The sequence below is a fragment of the Kitasatospora sp. YST-16 genome, assembly GCF_026802215.1.
GTDB classification, from domain to species: Bacteria; Actinomycetota; Actinomycetes; order Streptomycetales; family Streptomycetaceae; genus Kitasatospora; species Kitasatospora cineracea.
In genome coordinates this window covers 6,686,526-6,702,750 of record NZ_CP113837.1, presented here as the reverse complement: position 1 = coordinate 6,702,750, position 16,225 = coordinate 6,686,526, and the positions used below count along the sequence as shown (strand labels likewise).

14 protein-coding genes and 1 pseudogene are annotated in these 16,225 nt (G+C 74.1%); 2 read left to right on the top strand and 13 right to left on the bottom strand.

What is annotated here, in order from left to right:
- Window positions 1–16: 16 nt before the first annotated feature.
- The 6 genes from OU787_RS30220 to OU787_RS30195 all read right to left on the bottom strand — a co-directional run bounded on the left by OU787_RS30220 (window position 17) and on the right by OU787_RS30195 (window position 6,824).
- Entirely contained in the window at window positions 17–1,030 is a 1,014-nt protein-coding gene (locus OU787_RS30220) for a S66 peptidase family protein (RefSeq protein WP_030458296.1), read from the bottom strand.
- A 170-nt stretch (window positions 1,031–1,200) separates the two neighbouring features.
- Window positions 1,201–2,061, bottom strand: a complete 861-nt coding sequence (locus OU787_RS30215; protein WP_268661281.1) for a hypothetical protein — start codon at window positions 2,059–2,061, stop codon at window positions 1,201–1,203.
- 143 nt (window positions 2,062–2,204) lie between these two features.
- Entirely contained in the window at window positions 2,205–4,322 is a 2,118-nt protein-coding gene (locus OU787_RS30210; protein ID WP_268661280.1) for a tetratricopeptide repeat protein, read from the bottom strand.
- Between the two features lie 74 nt (window positions 4,323–4,396).
- Window positions 4,397–5,398, bottom strand: coding sequence for a hypothetical protein (locus OU787_RS30205; protein WP_268661279.1), 1,002 nt, complete (start codon window positions 5,396–5,398; stop codon window positions 4,397–4,399).
- Between the two features lie 67 nt (window positions 5,399–5,465).
- A complete protein-coding gene (locus OU787_RS30200; RefSeq protein WP_030464543.1) occupies window positions 5,466–5,984 on the bottom strand; it encodes a SigE family RNA polymerase sigma factor in 519 nt (172 codons plus the stop codon).
- A 171-nt stretch (window positions 5,985–6,155) separates the two neighbouring features.
- Window positions 6,156–6,824, bottom strand: a complete 669-nt coding sequence (locus OU787_RS30195; protein WP_268661278.1) for an SMI1/KNR4 family protein — start codon at window positions 6,822–6,824, stop codon at window positions 6,156–6,158.
- A gap of 200 nt (window positions 6,825–7,024) precedes the next feature.
- Here OU787_RS30195 and OU787_RS30190 point away from each other — a divergent pair, with 200 nt between their 5' ends.
- The gene (locus OU787_RS30190; RefSeq protein WP_268661277.1) at window positions 7,025–7,777 is read left to right on the top strand and encodes a thioesterase II family protein; all 753 of its coding nucleotides are present in this window, start codon (window positions 7,025–7,027) and stop codon (window positions 7,775–7,777) included.
- 7 nt (window positions 7,778–7,784) lie between these two features.
- Here the strand turns inward: OU787_RS30190 and OU787_RS30185 are convergent, their stop codons facing one another.
- The 5 genes and pseudogenes from OU787_RS30185 to OU787_RS30165 form a co-directional block, all read right to left on the bottom strand.
- Entirely contained in the window at window positions 7,785–9,203 is a 1,419-nt protein-coding gene (locus OU787_RS30185) for a glycoside hydrolase family 16 protein (RefSeq protein ID WP_268661276.1), read from the bottom strand.
- 47 nt (window positions 9,204–9,250) lie between these two features.
- On the bottom strand, window positions 9,251–9,784 hold the full coding sequence (locus tag OU787_RS30180) for a hypothetical protein (RefSeq protein ID WP_268661275.1): 534 nt from the start codon (window positions 9,782–9,784) through the stop codon (window positions 9,251–9,253).
- 135 nt (window positions 9,785–9,919) lie between these two features.
- Window positions 9,920–12,244, bottom strand: coding sequence for a protein kinase domain-containing protein (locus OU787_RS30175; RefSeq protein WP_268661274.1), 2,325 nt, complete (start codon window positions 12,242–12,244; stop codon window positions 9,920–9,922).
- A gap of 2 nt (window positions 12,245–12,246) precedes the next feature.
- Complete coding sequence (locus OU787_RS30170; RefSeq protein WP_268661273.1) at window positions 12,247–13,365, bottom strand: outer membrane protein assembly factor BamB family protein; 1,119 nt, start codon at window positions 13,363–13,365, stop codon at window positions 12,247–12,249.
- Window positions 13,366–13,700: 335 nt separating this feature from the next.
- Window positions 13,701–14,474, bottom strand: a pseudogene (locus OU787_RS30165) (serine/threonine-protein kinase); the annotation flags it as partial.
- A 193-nt stretch (window positions 14,475–14,667) separates the two neighbouring features.
- On the opposite strand from OU787_RS30165, the gene OU787_RS30160 reads away from it, so the two are divergent.
- Entirely contained in the window at window positions 14,668–14,820 is a 153-nt protein-coding gene (locus OU787_RS30160) for a hypothetical protein (RefSeq protein WP_268661272.1), read from the top strand.
- 19 nt (window positions 14,821–14,839) lie between these two features.
- On the opposite strand, the gene OU787_RS30155 is transcribed toward OU787_RS30160, so the two are convergent.
- Together OU787_RS30155 and OU787_RS30150 are read right to left on the bottom strand one after the other, a co-directional pair.
- Window positions 14,840–15,445, bottom strand: a complete 606-nt coding sequence (locus OU787_RS30155; protein ID WP_268661271.1) for a DUF6461 domain-containing protein — start codon at window positions 15,443–15,445, stop codon at window positions 14,840–14,842.
- A gap of 49 nt (window positions 15,446–15,494) precedes the next feature.
- On the bottom strand, window positions 15,495–16,091 hold the full coding sequence (locus OU787_RS30150; protein WP_030463111.1) for a TetR/AcrR family transcriptional regulator: 597 nt from the start codon (window positions 16,089–16,091) through the stop codon (window positions 15,495–15,497).
- Window positions 16,092–16,225 lie beyond the last annotated feature (134 nt).

Below are 16,225 nucleotides of genomic sequence, written 5' to 3'. Positions count from 1 at the left end.
GGGGCTTCGGGGCGGCTCAGCCGGACGGCTCCGGCTGCGGGGGTGCGACCGCCGGTTCGAGCAGCGTCAGCGTGCGGCGCTCCGCGTCGAGGCCGGCCCGGACGCCGACCGGCAGCGGCAGGTTCGGCCCGGCGTGGCCGAAGTCGACGTTGCCCAGCACCGGGACGTCCCGGTCGCCGAGGACGTCGAGGACGATCTCCCGCAGGGTCGGGGACGCGCCCGGTTCGAGGCCGGCGATCTCGCGCGGGACGCCCACCACCATGCCGCCGATCCGGTCCAGCACACCGGCGTGCCGCAGCACCTGCAGGTAGCTCCACACGTGCGAGGCCAGGCCGCCCGTCTCCTCCCAGAACAGCACCGCCCCGTCGAACCGCTCGGGCGGCAGCGCGAACCGGGTGGCCTGCGCCAGCACGATCCGATTGACCACGCCGCCGATCAGCGGGCCCTCGGCCCGGCCGGGGCGCCAGCACTCCCAGGACGGGCCCGCGGGCAGCGGGCCGGGCGCCCCGGTGCCGGTCAGCAACCGGGCGTAGAGCGCCTCGAGTTCGGCCTGCCGGGCGGCCGGCGCGGCGGGCCAGGAGCCGCCGAAGCCGGGCACGGCCATGTCGGCGTGGAAGCCGACCAGGCCGGTGCGCGCGTGCAGCACCAGGTGCAGCAGCGAGACGTCGCTGTAGCCGAGGACCGGCTTGGGGTCGGCCCGGACCGCGTCGAAGTCGATCAGGTCGAGGTAGCCGAGCGCCGTCTGCCCGCCGTCGCTCGCCACGATCGCCCGCACCTCCGGGTCCCGCAGCAGCCCGTTGAACTCGGCGGCGATCCGCTCCGGCGTGGCCGCGCTCCACCAGTGGCTGCGCCCCGCCTCCACCAGCGGGGCCCGCCGCATCCGGAACCCCATCCGCCCGAACAGCGCCACCGTCCGCTCGACGTGCACCTCGTGGACCTCCGCCAGCGGACCGGACAGCGCGGCGACCACCACCAGGTCCCCGGCCCGCAGGGCCCGCGGCCGCAACAGCGGCGTCGTGGTCGCCGTCACCTGCCGCCGGCCTTCCCGTTCTCGACCGTCATCTTCCTACGATCCGCTTTCCTGGAAGGCCGGTTGGCGGCACCGGGCGGTGCCCCGGGCCACCCTACCGACCGGGCGGGACGGCGGACGCCCGCTTTTCCGGCAGTGGGTCGGCCGGTCGGTAGGGTGCCCCGAGGCGGTCAGCGGATGCTCATGACGTACCACTGCCTGAGCGTTGCGCCGTGCAGGTACAGGTGCGGCCCCCGGCAGACGGGGCGGGCGTACTTCTTGAGCGGTGTGCCGTTGGGCAAGGTGAGGTGCGCTTCCTCGACCGGCAGGACCTCGGTCTCCGTCATCCGGCAGCGGTGCAGGCGGTCGCCCTGGCGGTCACCCCCGAGCAGGACGACCTGGTCCCCGTGCACCGCGATGCCCCGCGGCGCGGTCACCGGTGTTCTCCGGACCCTGATCCGGCCGTCGGAGCGGGCCTCCAGCAGCGGGAAGGTCGGGTAGTAACTGGCCCAGGCGACACCGTCGTCGACGTTGAAGGCGTAGACCGTGTCGATGTGTGCGACACCTCCTGGGGCCGCGTAGCCCCACCGCCGGCTCCCGCCGCTGTCCCAGCGCACCAGGCCGTCGCAGCTGATCGGATCGCTGTAGACGCCCTCGTCGCCGTAGGCGCTCCACAACCGGTGCTGCCGGTCGGCCATCAGGAACTCGATCCCGCGCCCCGGCTCGAAACCGTGGCGCCGCCGCCCGTCCCGGCCGTGGATCTGCGCGTTCCGCCCTTCCGGGGCGCCATGGCCCGCGAGGAGGAACCGGCCGTTGGGCAGCGCTTCGAGGCGGTGGACCCACAGGTTCACGCCGTAAAGGGTCTGCTCCCTGGTCTCGCCGCCGTCGTCGATGACGAGCAGCGCGTCGTAGGGGTAGCGGCGGGGCCGGACAAAGGGCCTGCCGTGCCGGCTCGGTTCGAGTTCCGCATCGGGGCAGAGCAGCCAGAGCGCCCTCCCCCAGGCGTCCACGGTGGTCGCCAGGATCTTGCGGTGGTCGTACTGCCTGGGCAACAGCGCATGGGGACGCAGTGCCGCTCTCCTCAAGGGATCACCTCACGGGCGGAAGGACGGGACCCACCCATGATCCCGGGCCCGAACCTCCTCGTCCTCCCCACCCTCCTCGCTGTCGCCCGTGCGCGAGCGCCCCGCGTTCCTCAGCCCTTCTCGGCGCGGAGGGCGGCGGCGCGGGAGCGGTGGTGGGCGGCGGTGGTGGGGTGGCCGGTGGCGTCGGCGAGGGCGGCGAGTTCGGTGCGGATCCGGGCCTCGTCGTAGCTGGAGCCACGGGTGGTGGCGGCGGTCAGGGCCTCGGTCAGCAGGGGTTCGGCTGCTTCGTGGCGGCCGAGTTGCCGCAGGGCGCGGGCCAGGCCGAAGGAGGTGCGGGCGGTCATGCGTTCGCGCCCTGGCCGAACTGTGAAATAGGCATGAGCCTTGGCGAAGAGCTTTGCAGCGGTCGACGCGTCAGCAGCGGCTGCCGCGGTCTTGGCGAGCTGGTATGTCTGCAGCGTTGCGCCGTACACGTTGCCGATCTTCCATTGAATCTCCCGAGAGGCTGTGAAATCGGCTCGGGCGTCGGCAAAACTAACGAGTGCAATCTCCCGACGGCCCTGGGCGGCAGCGTATCTGCCGTAGGCAAGGGCAAGTTGGCCGCGGAATTCGATGGCGGAACCGACCATTCGGCAGTGCTCATACGAGCTGTCGAGCGACCTGGCCAGTTCACAGGCCTTCTCGACCAAGGCAGTAGCTTCACCGAAGCGACCCTGTTCCCACAAGGAGCGGGCCAACATGTCGCGGGTACGGATCCGAGCGAGCCTGTGACCGGAGCGGTCGGCAGCAAGAACAGCGACACGGAAAGCCTCGACAGCAGCCGAGTTGCAGTGCTCAAGGAACTCCATGCCCTTATGCCGGGGGTGGTCGAGGAAGTGTGTCCAGAGCGATTCGGCGAGGGCGACGGCGTCCTCGTCGCGGTGGCTGGCATAGGCGAGACCGACGGCCCCGTACAAGGCGTGCCGGTTGGCTTCCATCCAGCGCAACGCATCGGCCTTGGCGGCGCCGAGGTCGGCGTCGGGGACGCCGGACAGCGGCGGGAGCTCGACCTGCACAGTGGCTCGGGGGCCGGCGGCCAACAGATCGGCGCGGGCACACTGGCGGCGCAGCCAGTGCAGCAGACGGGCACGGGCGGCAGCGCGTTCGGAGTCTGCCGCTCGTGCGGTCTGGCGGACATGGTCACGGACCAGGGGGTGCTGGTAGTAACGGCCGAAGCGGTAGTCAAGCAATCCGGCGGCGGAGAGTTCAGCCAGGGCATCCTCGGTGTAGAACAGATCACGGCCAAGCAGGGCGGCAGCGGTCGACAGAACCACAAACGGGCCGGGGCATTCGGGCAGGAGGTGGTACAACAGGGCCGCACCAGGGCTGAGTTCGGCGAAGGTGACGTCCCATAGGGCCTTCATCGGAGTGCTTCCGTGTTCGTGCAGAGCGGCGGCAAAGTGCTTGGCCAGCAGAGCCGGGCTACGCCGCGAATACTTGCGGAGGAGTCCGCCGACCACCTCTACAGCCATCGGCAGTCCGTCACAGACCGCTGCGAGGGCCTTGGTGACGGCAGGGTCGGCATGGGGTTGCTTGCCGAGAAGCAAGTGCAGCAGTTCGGCGACGTGCTCAGCGCTGAGTGGTGCGAGGACCAACTCCTCGATGGCAGCGAGATTGCCCAACGGATTACGGCTGGTGACCAGGACCAAGCTGTAGGCAGAGGCGGGCAACAGCGGTTCGACCTCTGAGGCAGTACGGGCGTTGTCAATAATCATCAGCAGGCGCTTGCCACGGGTGCGCTTGCGGAACTGGTGGATTCGACCACGGTAGTCGTTGCGCAACCACTCCGGTTCGACACCCAACGCAAGCAGCATCCCGGTCACGACGCTGAAAAGATCAATGCCGCCGTCGTGTCGGTCTCCGTCCAGGTCGAGGTAATACACGCCATCTGGGTAGCTGTCTGCGAGCCGGTGGCCGACCCGAACGCACAGGGCAGTCTCACCGGGGCCCCTCACCGCGAAAATCCGGGGGTAAGAGCCCTCACTGTCTCCAGCGGCGGTTGTCTCCGAGATCCGTTGCTGCTCGTTCGCACGGCCGACGAAGTACGTCTTCTCCGGCGGGAGTTCGAAAGAGGGGTGGTGGACCAGCGTCCTCGCCCCGTGGATGTGAACGGTGCCGATCTCGTCGGCCTTCACCAGGTGTCCGACCGAAGGCTGCCCGCTGACCACGTTGTGTGTCTGCTCGCTCACCGGTCAACCCTACGCGTTCAAGGGGTTCCTGGTTGGTAATCGGGCGCGGACACGGTGAGGGCGGCCGGTGGCGGTCAGCCGTAGAGGTAGTGGGTCCAGACCGGGCTCTCGGTGACGGAGCGCCAGAAGGTCAGGTCGAGCGGGGGGCGGTAGCGGCCGGAGCGGACGGGTTCGCCCTTGGTGGTGACGGTGCCGGAGTACTCGGTGAAGTCGAGGATGGCGCCGTCGGGGCGCCAGATGACGACCCGGTAGCCGAACAGGCCGGGGACCTGGGCGTCGTTCACCGCGACCATCTCCCAGCTGCCGTCGAAGCGGTAGCCGGAGAAGCAGGACTCCTCGTCGTTGTCGGAGGTGCCGCTGTTGGTGCCGCACCGGAAGGGGGCCAGGTCGGGGTCGGGGGCGGCGCCGTTCGCGGGGAAGGGCGTCTTGGAGTAGCGCAGCGACAGTTCGAGGGCGACCGGGCCGGCCTCGTCGGCGTAGGTCAGGTGGACGGTGGAGGCGCCCCCGGGGCGGTCGGCCTTGAAGTCGGTGCCCTGGGTGAAGCGGTTGCGGTAGGTGGGCATCAGGTTCTCGAGGTCCCTGAGCACGGAGTACGTGGTGAAGTCGACGGGGGTGCCGGCGGTGCCGGCGGCGGTGCCGGTGGCGCCGAGTTGGGGGGCGGCGGGCAGCGGGATCGGCTTCCAGCGGTCGCCGGCGGCCGAGCCGGAGGGGTCCGGCGAGGACCTCACGTCCGGGCTGGGGCTCCGGGAGGCGGTGCCGGGGGTGTCGGGGGCGGTGGGGGTGACAGGGATGGCGGGGGTGGCGGGGGGCGCGGAGAGCGGGCGGGTGCGGTCGGCGGGGCCGACGTTCGCGCCGGTCCGCGGTTCGGCGGAGATCAGCGGCAGTCCGGCGCTCGCACCGGCGAAGGCGATGGCGGCGACGGTCAGGACCGTTCCGGCGATCCGCAGCCGCCGGGCCACCTGGCGGCGGCGGCCGCGGCGGCCGCTCTCGGCGACGATCACCGAGACGGGCACGCTCAGGTCCTTGACGCAGGTCTCCATCATCGCGGAGAGCTCAAGGTCCGGGTCCGGGTCCAAAGTTCCGATGCCTTCCGTGACTGGCAGGTGGGTGGTGCGGCGGGGTGCGGCGAAGCGGTGCGCGGGGTCAGTCCTGGAGCAGCAGGGCCCGGTCGGGGCCGAGGATGGTGCGCAGGCGGGCCATCGAGCGGGAGTTGAGGCTCTTCACCGCGCTGACGGTGATGCCCATGGCCTCGGCGGTCTCCTCCAGGCTGTAGTCCTCCAGGTAGCGGAGCACCACGGCGGCCCGGTTGCGGGGCGGCAGTTGGCCGAGGGCGGCGACCAGGGTGAGCCGCAGGGCCGCCGCGCTGCCCTCGTGCGCGCCGATCGACGGCTCCTCGGGGAACTCGGCGACCACGAGTTCGCTGGAGCGGCGCAGCCGCCGGTGGGAGAGGTAGCAGCGCAGCAGCACCTTGCGGGCGTACGCGTCGATGCCCGCTTCGCCGTCGCCGCGCCGCAGCCGCCCCCAGACCGGGTAGAGCTTGGACAGCGCGGTCTGCACCAGGTCCTGCGCCTGGTGCCAGTCACCGCACATCAGGTACGCCAAGTGGAACAGGCGGCGCGCCCGGCTGGCCGCGAACTCGTCGAAGTCGAGCCCCTCGGTCATGTGGTCCCCCGGATGGAAAGCGTTTCGTCGACGTCCTGAAGACACGCGGCGGGCGGTGCGGTCCGTCGCACCCGGAAGGTAAAGACTCCGTAACGATGATCGCCGGCGGGGCGGCGGGGAGTCAGTTCGGCTGTCCGGCGGGCGGGTCCGGGGGTGCCGGCGGTCGGCGGGTCATTCGACGGTGAGCTTGATCCGGCTGCCGTCGGGCAGGTCGCGGGTGGCGTGGACGAGGGGGCCGCGCAGGCGCATCGCGGTGGCGGCGTCCTCGGGGCGCAGGTTGTCGTGGGTGTAGCCGCCGCCGAGCACGAAGGGCTGCCGGGGGACCAGGCGCCGGTCGACCGGGAGCGGGCCGTTGGCCTGCATGTAGGCGTGGGCGAAGGAGTGCGCGCCGTTGACGTCGGGGTCGGCGAGCAGCCAGGCGGCCCAGTCCTCCAGGCTGTCGCCGAGGTCGTCGGTGGCGGCGGTCTCGGGGTCGAAGGTGACCACCCGGGTGCCGTCGACGATGCCGAACTGGACGCCGAACAGGTCCTGGCCGAAGCAGAACACCGAGTCGGCGAGGCCCTGGTAGCTGGACTTCCAGGTGTCCGCGCCGTTCCAGTCGAGCAGTTCGGGGCCGAGGCCCTCGTCGCCGACCCGGTAGACCTGGATGCCGCCGTTGAAGGCGAAGAAGCCGTTCATCCGGCCGAGCAGCGCGGCGAGTTCGGCGAGCGGGCCGCGGTCGGTGCCGAGGTCGAGTTCGACCCGCGGGCCCATCGGGCCGCGGGCGAGGTCGAGCAGCCGCTCCAGCGCGCTGCCCGTCGCGTCCGGCGTGCCTGCGGTGGCGGTGTCCGTGGTGCTCATGGTGCGGTCTCCGTGTCCGTTCCCCGTGGGTGCGCCGGCCGGGCGGTGGTCGCGGGCCGGCCGGTCCGACGATACCGGGGGGCGGGTCAAGTCCGTTGACCGGCACTGGCGTTCGGTTCCGGTCGCGGTCCGGCGTGGTGCACCATGGGAGCGGACGGCCGATCATGACGGGCCGATCGCGACGAAGGGAAATCCACCGCATGAGTGCGGACGACTGGCTGCGCCGCTACCACCCCGGGGAGCCCGGGACGCCCCGGCTGGTGTGCTTCCCGCACGCGGGCGGGACGGCCAACTACTGGCACCCGCTGTCCGCGGCGCTCCGGGGCCGGGTCGAGGTGACGGCCGTGCAGTACCCGGGCCGGCAGGACCGGTGCGGGCAGCCGCCGATCGGCGACCTGCACGAGCTCGCCGACCGGGCCGCGGCGGCGCTGCTGCCGTCCTGGCTGCCCGAGCCGCCCGCGCTGCTCGGGCACAGCATGGGCGCGGTGCTCGCCTACGAGACGGCCCGGCGGCTGGCCGACGCGACCGGGCGGGGGCCGCGCCTGCTGGTGGTGTCCGGGCGCCGGGCGCCGCACGTGGTCCGGGCGGAGTCCGGGCTGCACGAGGCGTCGGACGCCGAACTGGTCGACCACCTGGCCTCGTTGGGCGGGACGCTGGAGGCCGTGCTGGCGGACCCGGAGCTGCGGGCGCTGTTCCTGCCGCCGCTGCGCGCCGACTACCGGGCGGTGGAGACCTACCGCCACCGGCCCGGCCCGCCGCTGGCCTGTCCGGTGACGGTGCTGATCGGCGAGTCGGACCCGCAGGTCACCCCGGACGAGGCGGTGGCCTGGTCGGTGCACACCACCGGCCCGCTGGAGGTGCGCGGCTACCCGGGCGGGCACTTCTTCCTGGCCGAGCAGCGGCAGGCGGTCACCGCCCTGCTCGCCGATCGCCTGGCCGCCGAGGCTTCTTGACGGTCCGTCAGGCCCGGGGCCGCCACACCCGCAGGTAGTCGGCGGCGGTGGAGATCGGGTTGCCGTCGGCCGGTGCCGGGTGCCAGGAGCCCGCGCAGATCGACAGGTTGAGGATCAGGTAGGCGCTCCAGTCGGGCCCGGTGCCGGTGTGGTCGGAGAACACCAGCTTGTGGTTGACGTACCAGTCGTTGTTGTGGGCCCCGTAGTGGACGCCGATGCTGACCCAGGCGCCGGGGTGGATCGCGTCGGCGTCGGTGTAGTAGGTGCCGGCGCTGTTGATCCGGTTGGAGAGCTCCAGCAGGTTGGGGTTGTCGGGGTGGTACTCGAAGGAGTCGATCTCGTTGCCGCCGTCCTTCCAGGTCCACAGCGCGGGCCAGGCCCCGGTGCCGCCGGGCAGTTGGATCCGGACCTCCGCGTAGTCGCCGGGCCGGACCTGGAAGCCCTGCTGGGTGTACTCGGTGGTGAGCAGGCCGGTGTCCCAGGACTGCCGGCCGTTCTCCAGCCGGTTGGCGCCGGGGGTGGCGGTGAAGGTGTTGGCGCCGTTCTCGGTGCTGAGCGCGTCGGCCTGGAGCCAGTCGAGCTTGTCGTCGTCCGGGTTGTGGTTGCCGTACCGGTAGGCGCTGGTGCTGGTGTCGTGCCAGGTGGTGCCGATCGCCGGCGGGTTGGTGAAGTCCTCGTCGAGGACGAGCTGTCCGGCCGGGATCGGCGGGGTGGGCGGGATGACGGAGCCGCTGACGGTGAGCGTCCGGCTCGGCAGGTTGTGGTACTCGCTGCCGGTCCGGTACCAGCCGAACTCGGTGTACGTCCCGGCGGGGAAGCTGCGGGCGGCGGTGGTGAGCGTGTAGCCCTGCGGGCAGATCCGCACGTCGGTGGCGGTGCCGGGGAAGTCCAGGTTCTGCTGGTTCGCGTCCCGGACGCCGACGCCGACCTCGTCGGCGGTGAGGCAGGCGGTGGAGTCGAGGGCGAGGGTCGCGGTGACGGGGGTGTCGGCGACGGCCCGGGCCGGGACCAGGGCGACCTGCCGGACGGTGGGCGCGGCCACCGTCAGGGTCTGGCCGGGCAGGTCGTAGTACGTCGAGCCGATCCGGTAGAAGCCGAACTCGGTGTACGTCCCGGCGGGGAAGCTGCGGGTGCCGGTGGTCAGGCTGTACCCGCCGGGGCAGATCCGGGTGCGGCCGGCCGAGCCGGGGAAGTCCAGGTTCTGCTGGTTCGCGTCCCGGACGCCGACGCCGATCTCGTCGACGGTGAGGCAGCCGGAGAGCGAGCCGACCGAGAGCGTCGCCGCGACCGGCGTGTCGGGCAGGGCGCTGGCGGGGGTGAGGCTGCGCTGCTGGATCCGCGGGGCGGCGGCGGCCGGGGCGGCGGCGGGCAGCAGCGGGACGACGAGCAGCAGCGACAGCAGCGCTACGCGGCGGGGCAGGGACACGGAGCTCCGATCGGCGGACGAGGTGCTGGGGGCGGGGCTACGGGGGGCTACTGGACGTCGATGGTGAACGCCCGGCTCGGGACGGTCCGGGTCGGCCGGTCCGGGTCCTGAACGGAGACCGCGCCGCCGGAGAGCCGCTCGCCGGGGCGCACGTCGTCGGCGATCCGCAGCGGGAGCAGCACCGTGGCGGTCCGGCGCAGCGCCAGGCCCTTGCGGAAGTCGCAGGTCAGCTCCCGTCGCGCGTCGTCGTACCGGCAGCTGTCCGGGAAGGCCCGGCCCTCGACGGTGACGTGCTTGGGCAGCTTCACCGTGGCGTGGAAGTGGTCGCTGACCTCGTGCGGGCCGAGGTTGGCCACCAGGGCGCGCACCACGGTGAGGCCGCGCGCTCGGGTGCGGTCCACCGAGACGTTCACCACCTGCAGGCCGTCCTCGCTGCCCGGGGCCCGCTGCTCGTCCGCGCTCGCCGCCGTACGGCCGCCGAGCGGCACCGCGCCGGAGGCCACCGCGGCCGTTCCGGTCCCGGCTGCGCACAACGCGGCCGCGAGGCCGATCCGCCACCACCCGCGCCGACCGATGCCCACCGTCCAGCCACCTCCCGCCGTCGTCAACTCCCGGCAGGATCGGCCGTGCTGGCGGGTGCGGGGGCGGCGGCGCACCGCCGCGCGGGCACGAGAACCCGTGCGGCGGACAATGGTCGGACTATCGGCCGAAGTCGCCTACGGCGCCTTGCCGGTGGCGGCGACCGCGGTCAGGCCCTGTTCGGTGGGGCCGTAGACGCGGCCGCCGCCGGCCCACAGCGGGATGTCCAGCGAGGTCGGGGAGGCGGTGAACTGGTAGGACCAGCGGGCGTTGCCGGTGGCCGGGTCGAGCGCCCAGACCTTGCCCTGGGCCCAGACGTAGAGGGTGTCGTCGGCGAACAGCGCGGCCAGGTTGGTGAGCAGCACCCCGGCGGGCAGCTTCCCGGCCCAGCGCACCGCGCCGGTCCCGGCGTCCAGGGCCTGGACCCGCAGGCTGACGGTGGCGTAGTCGGCGGCCACCGCGTACACCGTCTTCCCGTCCGTACTCGCCACCGCCGACTGGTAGCTGAGCGGTGCGGCGGACTTCCACGCCACCGAGCCGTCCGCCGGGTCGAGGGCGTAGACCCGGTCGGAGAGGTGGATCAGGCGGCCGCCGGCCGAGGTGTGCGGGCCATCGGTGGCGGACTGGGTGAGGGCCGAGGCGGAGAGGGCGTTGCCGGGGGCGGCCTGGGTCCAGGCGGTGCTGCCGCCGTTCGCGGTGTCGATGCCCTGGAGGGTGACCTTGCCCGCCGACATGTCGGTGAGCCGCAGCAGCAGCCGGGTGCCGGTGGAGGGAACGGCGAGGCGGCTGCTGCTCATGGCGCCGCTGCGGATCCGCTGCTCCCAGCGGGTCTTCCGGGCGGCCGGGTCGACGGCCCACAGCAGTTGGTCCTGTCCGCCGCCGTTCGGGTCGGAGACGACGCCCTGCACGTAGAGGGTGCCGTCGAGCAGGCCGCAGACGCTGCCGGCGCCGCCCAGCATGTCGGTGCCGGAGCGGGGGATCGCCCAGGCGGTCTCGCCGGTGGCCAGGTCGACGGCCTGGAGCGCGGTCTTGACGTCGTACGCGGCGGTGCCGTTCTGGTACCAGCCGAGGTAGTAGCCCTTGCCGTCGGCCGCCAGGGCCGGGCCCAGGGTCAGGACGGGGAAGGCGCCGGGGGCGGTGCGGGGGGCCCAGCGGGCCTTGCCGTCGAGGTCGAAGCCCTGCATGTTCTTGGCGCTGACGGTGAGCAGCGTGCTGCCGTCGCTGACGAGTTGGGTGATCGGGTCGGTCAGCGGGGTGGTCCACAGCGGGGTGGCCAGGGCGGCGGTGTCCAACTGGCGTTCGGGGTCGGTGAGGTCGCGGGTCGGCGCGGCGCCGGGGGTCTTGCCGCCGCCGTCCTTCCCGGTGGGCCGGTCGTCGCCGAGGGTGAGGTACAGCGCGGTGCCGCCGCCGGCCAGGGCCAGGGCGCCGCCGGCGAGGCCGTACAGCAGGGTGCGCCGGGCGGGCCGGGGCGGGTCCGCGGGGAGCGGCACGGTGGGCGGCAGCGGGGGCGGGGGCGGCGGGAGCAGCGGCGGCCGGTCGGCCGGGGCGGGAGCGGGAGCCGGACCGGGGACGGCGGCGGGGGGCAGGGCGGGGGCGAGGACGGCGGCGGAGCGTTCGATCGCGGCGACCAGTTCGGGGTGCAGCCAGGTGCCGGGGCCGTGCGGGGCCAGGCCCAGGGCGGCGATCAGCTGGCGGGGGGTGGGCCGGTCGGCGGGGTCCTTGGCGAGGCAGGCGGCGATCAGCAGGCGCAGCCCGGCGGGCACGCCGCCGAGGTCGGGTTCCTCGGCGGCGACCCGGCGGACCACTTCGAGCGGGTGGCCGGGGCCGAAGGGTCCGGCGCCGGTGGCGGCGTGCACCAGGGTGGAGCCGAGCGAGAACACGTCGGCGGCGGGCCCGGCCGGGCGGGCCAGGGCCTGTTCGGGCGACAGGTAGGCGGGGGTGCCCAGGACGGTGCCCTGCGCGGTGAGGGCGCTGTCGTCGGCGGCCCGGGCGATGCCGAAGTCGATGACGTGCGGGCCGTCGAGGGCGAGCAGCACGTTGCTGGGTTTGAGGTCGCGGTGGGTGAGTCCGGCGGCGTGGATGGCGGCGAGTTCCTCGGCGACGCCCGCGGCGAGGATCCGCAGCGCCGGTTCGGGGAACGGGCCGACCAGCCGGACCGCCTCGTCGAGCGGCACCCCGGGCACGTACGAGGTGGCCAGCCAGGGCAGCGGGGCGTCGGGGTCGGCGTCCACCACGGGCGCGGTGAACGCGGAGGAGGCGGTGCGGGCGGCGGCCACCTCGTGCCGGAAGCGGTCCCGGAAGCGCGGGTCGTCGGCGAGTTCGGGGCGGATCAGCTTGACCGCGACGGCCCGCCCGCCGGCCGAGCGGCCCAGGTAGACCGAGCCCATGCCGCCGGAGCCGAGCCGGCCGAGCAGCGTGTACGGGCCGACCTGGCGGGGGTCGGCGGCTTCGAGCGGACGCATCGTCAGGTTCCTTTGGCGGAGAGGGCCGTGAGGGTTCCGGGGTTCTGGTCGGCGACGCACAGCCGGCCGGCTCCGGCGGTCCAGGTGAGCTTGCCGGGGTCGGCGCCCTTGAGCCCGGAGTACTTCCAGCGGGCCCGCCCGGTGGCCGGGTCGAGGGCCCAGAGCACCGCGTCGGGGCCCATCCGGTACAGGGTGCCGTCGGCGTACAGCAGGTCGGCGCCGGTCGTTCCGGTGCCGGTGCCGTCCTTGGGCAGCGGGGTGCGGTAGCGCGCCCTGCCGTTCTTCAGGTCGAGGGCGCCGACCGACTGGCCGCCGTCGACGTCGCTCCACAGGCAGTACGCCTGGCTGCTATCGGGGCCGTGGGCGAAGGCGTTGCCGCGCAGGGCGGGGCCGGCCAGGTGCGGGCTGGTCCAGACGGGTCTGCCGGTGCCGGGGTCGAGGCCGGTGAGGGTGCCGTCCTTGTCGGGGGCGGCGAAGTACCCGGCGCCCGCGGTGATGCCGAAGGACTGCAGGGCGGCCTGCCAGAGCAGCCCGCCCTTGCCGTCGAGGGCCTTGAGCCGGTCGGCGCTGGAGACCAGCAGCCGGTCGTCGTCGGGCAGCAGGGCGGCTTCGAGCAGCAGCGCGTCGTCGGCGTGGTACCAGGCGCTGCGCCGGCCGGCCAGGTCGACGGCCCACACGTAGCTGCCGGTGCGCCCCTGGCTCTGGCCGACGCCGAGCACGTAGGCGGTGCCGCGGCGGACGCCCGCGAAGCGGAACACCGCGCCGGTCGCGTCCTTGCCCGGGTCGGTCCGCCAGTCGATCCGGCCGTCGGCGGGGTCGAGGGCGAGCAGGACGCTGCCCAGGCCGCCGGCGCCGCTGGTGCCGCCGCTGCTCGTGCTGCCGCTGCCGGCCAGCAGGATGCGGCCGCCGTCGTAGCCCGCGACGGGGCGGATCTGGGTGGCGTCGAGGCCGAAGACGGCGCCCGCGGCGCTGCTGTCCAGGGTCCACCCGGCCTTGCCCGCGCCGTCGACGGCCCAGACCTGCTGGGGCGTGATGCCGACCACCGCGCCGTCCAGCGACAGGAGTTGGACGCACGGCAGGGTGACGTCGCGGTTCTGCCAGACGGCCTTCGCCTCGGGCACCGCGGCGCCGTCCGGGCGGTGCGGCGGCCGGTCGGCCGGGTCGGTGCGCTGGCGGCTGAGCAGGGCGTACGCGGTGCCGCCCGCGCCCGCGGCGAGGACGGCCCCGCCGAGGGCGAGCAGGGTGCGGCGGCGGGGACGGCGCGGGTCCGGGCCGAGCGGGACGGTGGGGGTTCGGCGGGCGGCTGCGGCGGTTCGGCGGGGAGCGCGGGCGGGGCGGGTGGCGCGGGTGTCGCGGTGAGCACCGCGCGGACGGCGCGCACCTCGGTGGCGACGGCGGGCGGCAGCCAGCCGTCGGGGTCGGCGGGGTGCCCGGCCTGGGCGACGTGCGCGACCAGTTGACGGGGCGTCGGGCGGTGCGCGGGGTTCTTGGCCAGGCAGGCGGCGACCAGGGTGCGCAGGTCGGCGGGGAGTTCGCCGAGGTCGGGCTCGGTGTTGACGATCCGGAACAGCACGGCCGCCCCGGCGCCCTCGCCGAACAGGTGCCGGCCGAGAGCGGCGTAGGCGAGGGTCGCGCCGAGCGAGAAGACGTCGCTGGAGGGCTTGAGCGGCTGGCCGAGCGCCTGCTCGGGGGACATGTAGGCGGCGGAGCCGATCACCGATCCGGTGGTGGTCAGGCCGCCGCCGTCGGCGGAACGGGAGATGCCGAAGTCGATGACGTGCGGGCCGTCGAGGGCGAGCAGCACGTTGCCGGGCTTGAGGTCGCGATGGATCAGCCCGGCCCGGTGCACCTCGCCGAGCGCCTCGGCGAGACCGGCCGCCAGCGTCCGGACCGTCGCCGCGGGCAGCGGGCCGTGCCGGTCGACGGCCTGCCGCAACGGCAGGCCCGGCACGAACGCGGTGGCCATCCACGGGACGGCCGCCTCGCTGTCCGCGTCCACCACCGGCGCGGTGAACGCCCCGGAGACCCGCCGGGCCGCGGCCACCTCGTGCCGGAACCGCTGCCGGAAGTCCTCGTCCTCGGCCAGCTCCGGCCGCACCACCTTCACCGCGACGGCCCGCCCGCCGGCCGACCGCCCCAGGTACACCGCCCCCATGCCACCGGACCCGAGCCGTCCCGCCAGCGCGTACGGCCCGACCTGTCGCGGGTCGCCCCCGTCGAGTGGCTGCACCCGGCCGCCCCCTTGTTCCGTCTCCCCCGTTGCAAGGCGACATTGTGGGGGCGCGGACGGACCCCTGCGGGCGATCACACCGAATCCCCACGATCACCACGCCTCCCGCGTACACTCCGGGCCGGCCCGGAGCAGCGGGCGCTGTGCCGGGAGGGCCTGTCGGGCGGGCGGGGGTGGGCGGCACACTGGGGGGATGGAACCTGTCGAGTCCGAGGGCGGCGAGCCCGCCTGCTTCCTGAACCTGGTCTGCGAGGAGTGCGGCAAGGTCCGTGAGAACGGGCGCTGCCCGCTCTGCGATCCGCCGGCCGCTCCGGTGCCCGACTCCCCCGACCGGCCGGAGGACTGACGCCGCGCCGGGGCCCGGGTCACTGCGGCAGGGGGCGCAGCCGTCCGCTCGTCCGGAGGTCGTCGACCACGCCGGGGACGGTCAGGCCGAGGCCGAAGGCGCTCTCGGCCAGGGAGAGCAGGCCGTGCGGCGGGACGGGCCGGCCGGGGAGGAAGCCGAGCGGCCGCAGGCAGCGGGTGAGGCGGGACGGTTCGGTGCCGGCGGGTTCGAACGGCAGGAGGTCGCAGATGTCGGCCAGGACGGTGCCGTCGGCCGCGTGCTTGAGCTGGTTCGCGTCCTCGGTGTGGTGCAGGACGACGGCCTCGGTGCCGGCCGAGACCGCGCGCAGGACGCGTTCGTCCAGGCCGTGCGCGCCGCCCTGTTCCCAGGCCCAGGTCCAGCCGTTGTCGGTGCCGGTGGTGACCACCGGCTGCTCGTCGTCGAGGAGGTCGTCGGGGAAGTCCTCCTCGAGGTCGATGCCGTCGCGGAGGGCGAGGCTGTCCGGGTCGGCGCCCATCCGCAGCAGCAGTTCGGCCGGGTCCGGGCCCAGGACGAAGGTCAGGGTGTAGTACGGGAAGTCGCCGTCCCGGAAGGTCTGCAGGCCGCGGGGCGCGGGCGCGCCGGTGGCACCGGTCGTGTCGGTCATGCGGGGCAGGGTGTCACGGCCCGCCGACAGCGCTCCCCGGGGGCAGGGTTCAGCGCAGCAGGCCGTGCAGCAGGAGTTCGGCCAGGTGCCCGTACGCCTCGGCGTCGGCCAGGCCGGTGGCTTCGGCGACCTGGCGCTGCTGGATGCGCACCATGACGGAGCTGATCACGTCGGCGGCGAAGGCGACGTGGGTCTCGCGGAAGGCGCCGGCCGCGACGCCGTCCTCGATCAGGCGCTGGATCTGGCGGGCGGCGGCCCGGGTGTTGCGGCCGTAGACCTCGGCGGCGGGTTCGAAGGCGGCCAGGTCGTCGAAGAAGCGGGCCGAGCCGGGGGCGAGTTCGGCGGAGACGGCGCGCAGGTAGGCGGCCAGCCGGGCGGCCGGGTCGGTCTCGGCGGCCAGGGCGGCGCCGACCCGGGTGGTGGCTTCGCGGAAGAAGTGCACCACGGCGGCGCGGACCAGTTGCTCCTTGGAGCCGGCCAGCCCGTACAGGGTGCGCTTGGAGCAGTGCAGGCGGGCGGCGAGGTCGTCCAGGGTGAACCGGGCGAAGCCCTCGGCCACGAACAGCGCCACCAGTTCCTCGAAGAGCTCACTGCGGCGGGCGGCGCCCCGTCCGGTGGGCCGGTCTGCGGCTGCGCTGTCGATCACCCGGCCAGTATGACAGTCGCCCCTGCCGGCCCGGCCGTTTCCCTCCGCCCGGCCGGTTCCACCCGTCCCGCCGTCCGCTCCGCCGTCCGTCCCGCCACCCGTCCCGCCACCCGTCCCGCCGTCCGGGTGCCCGC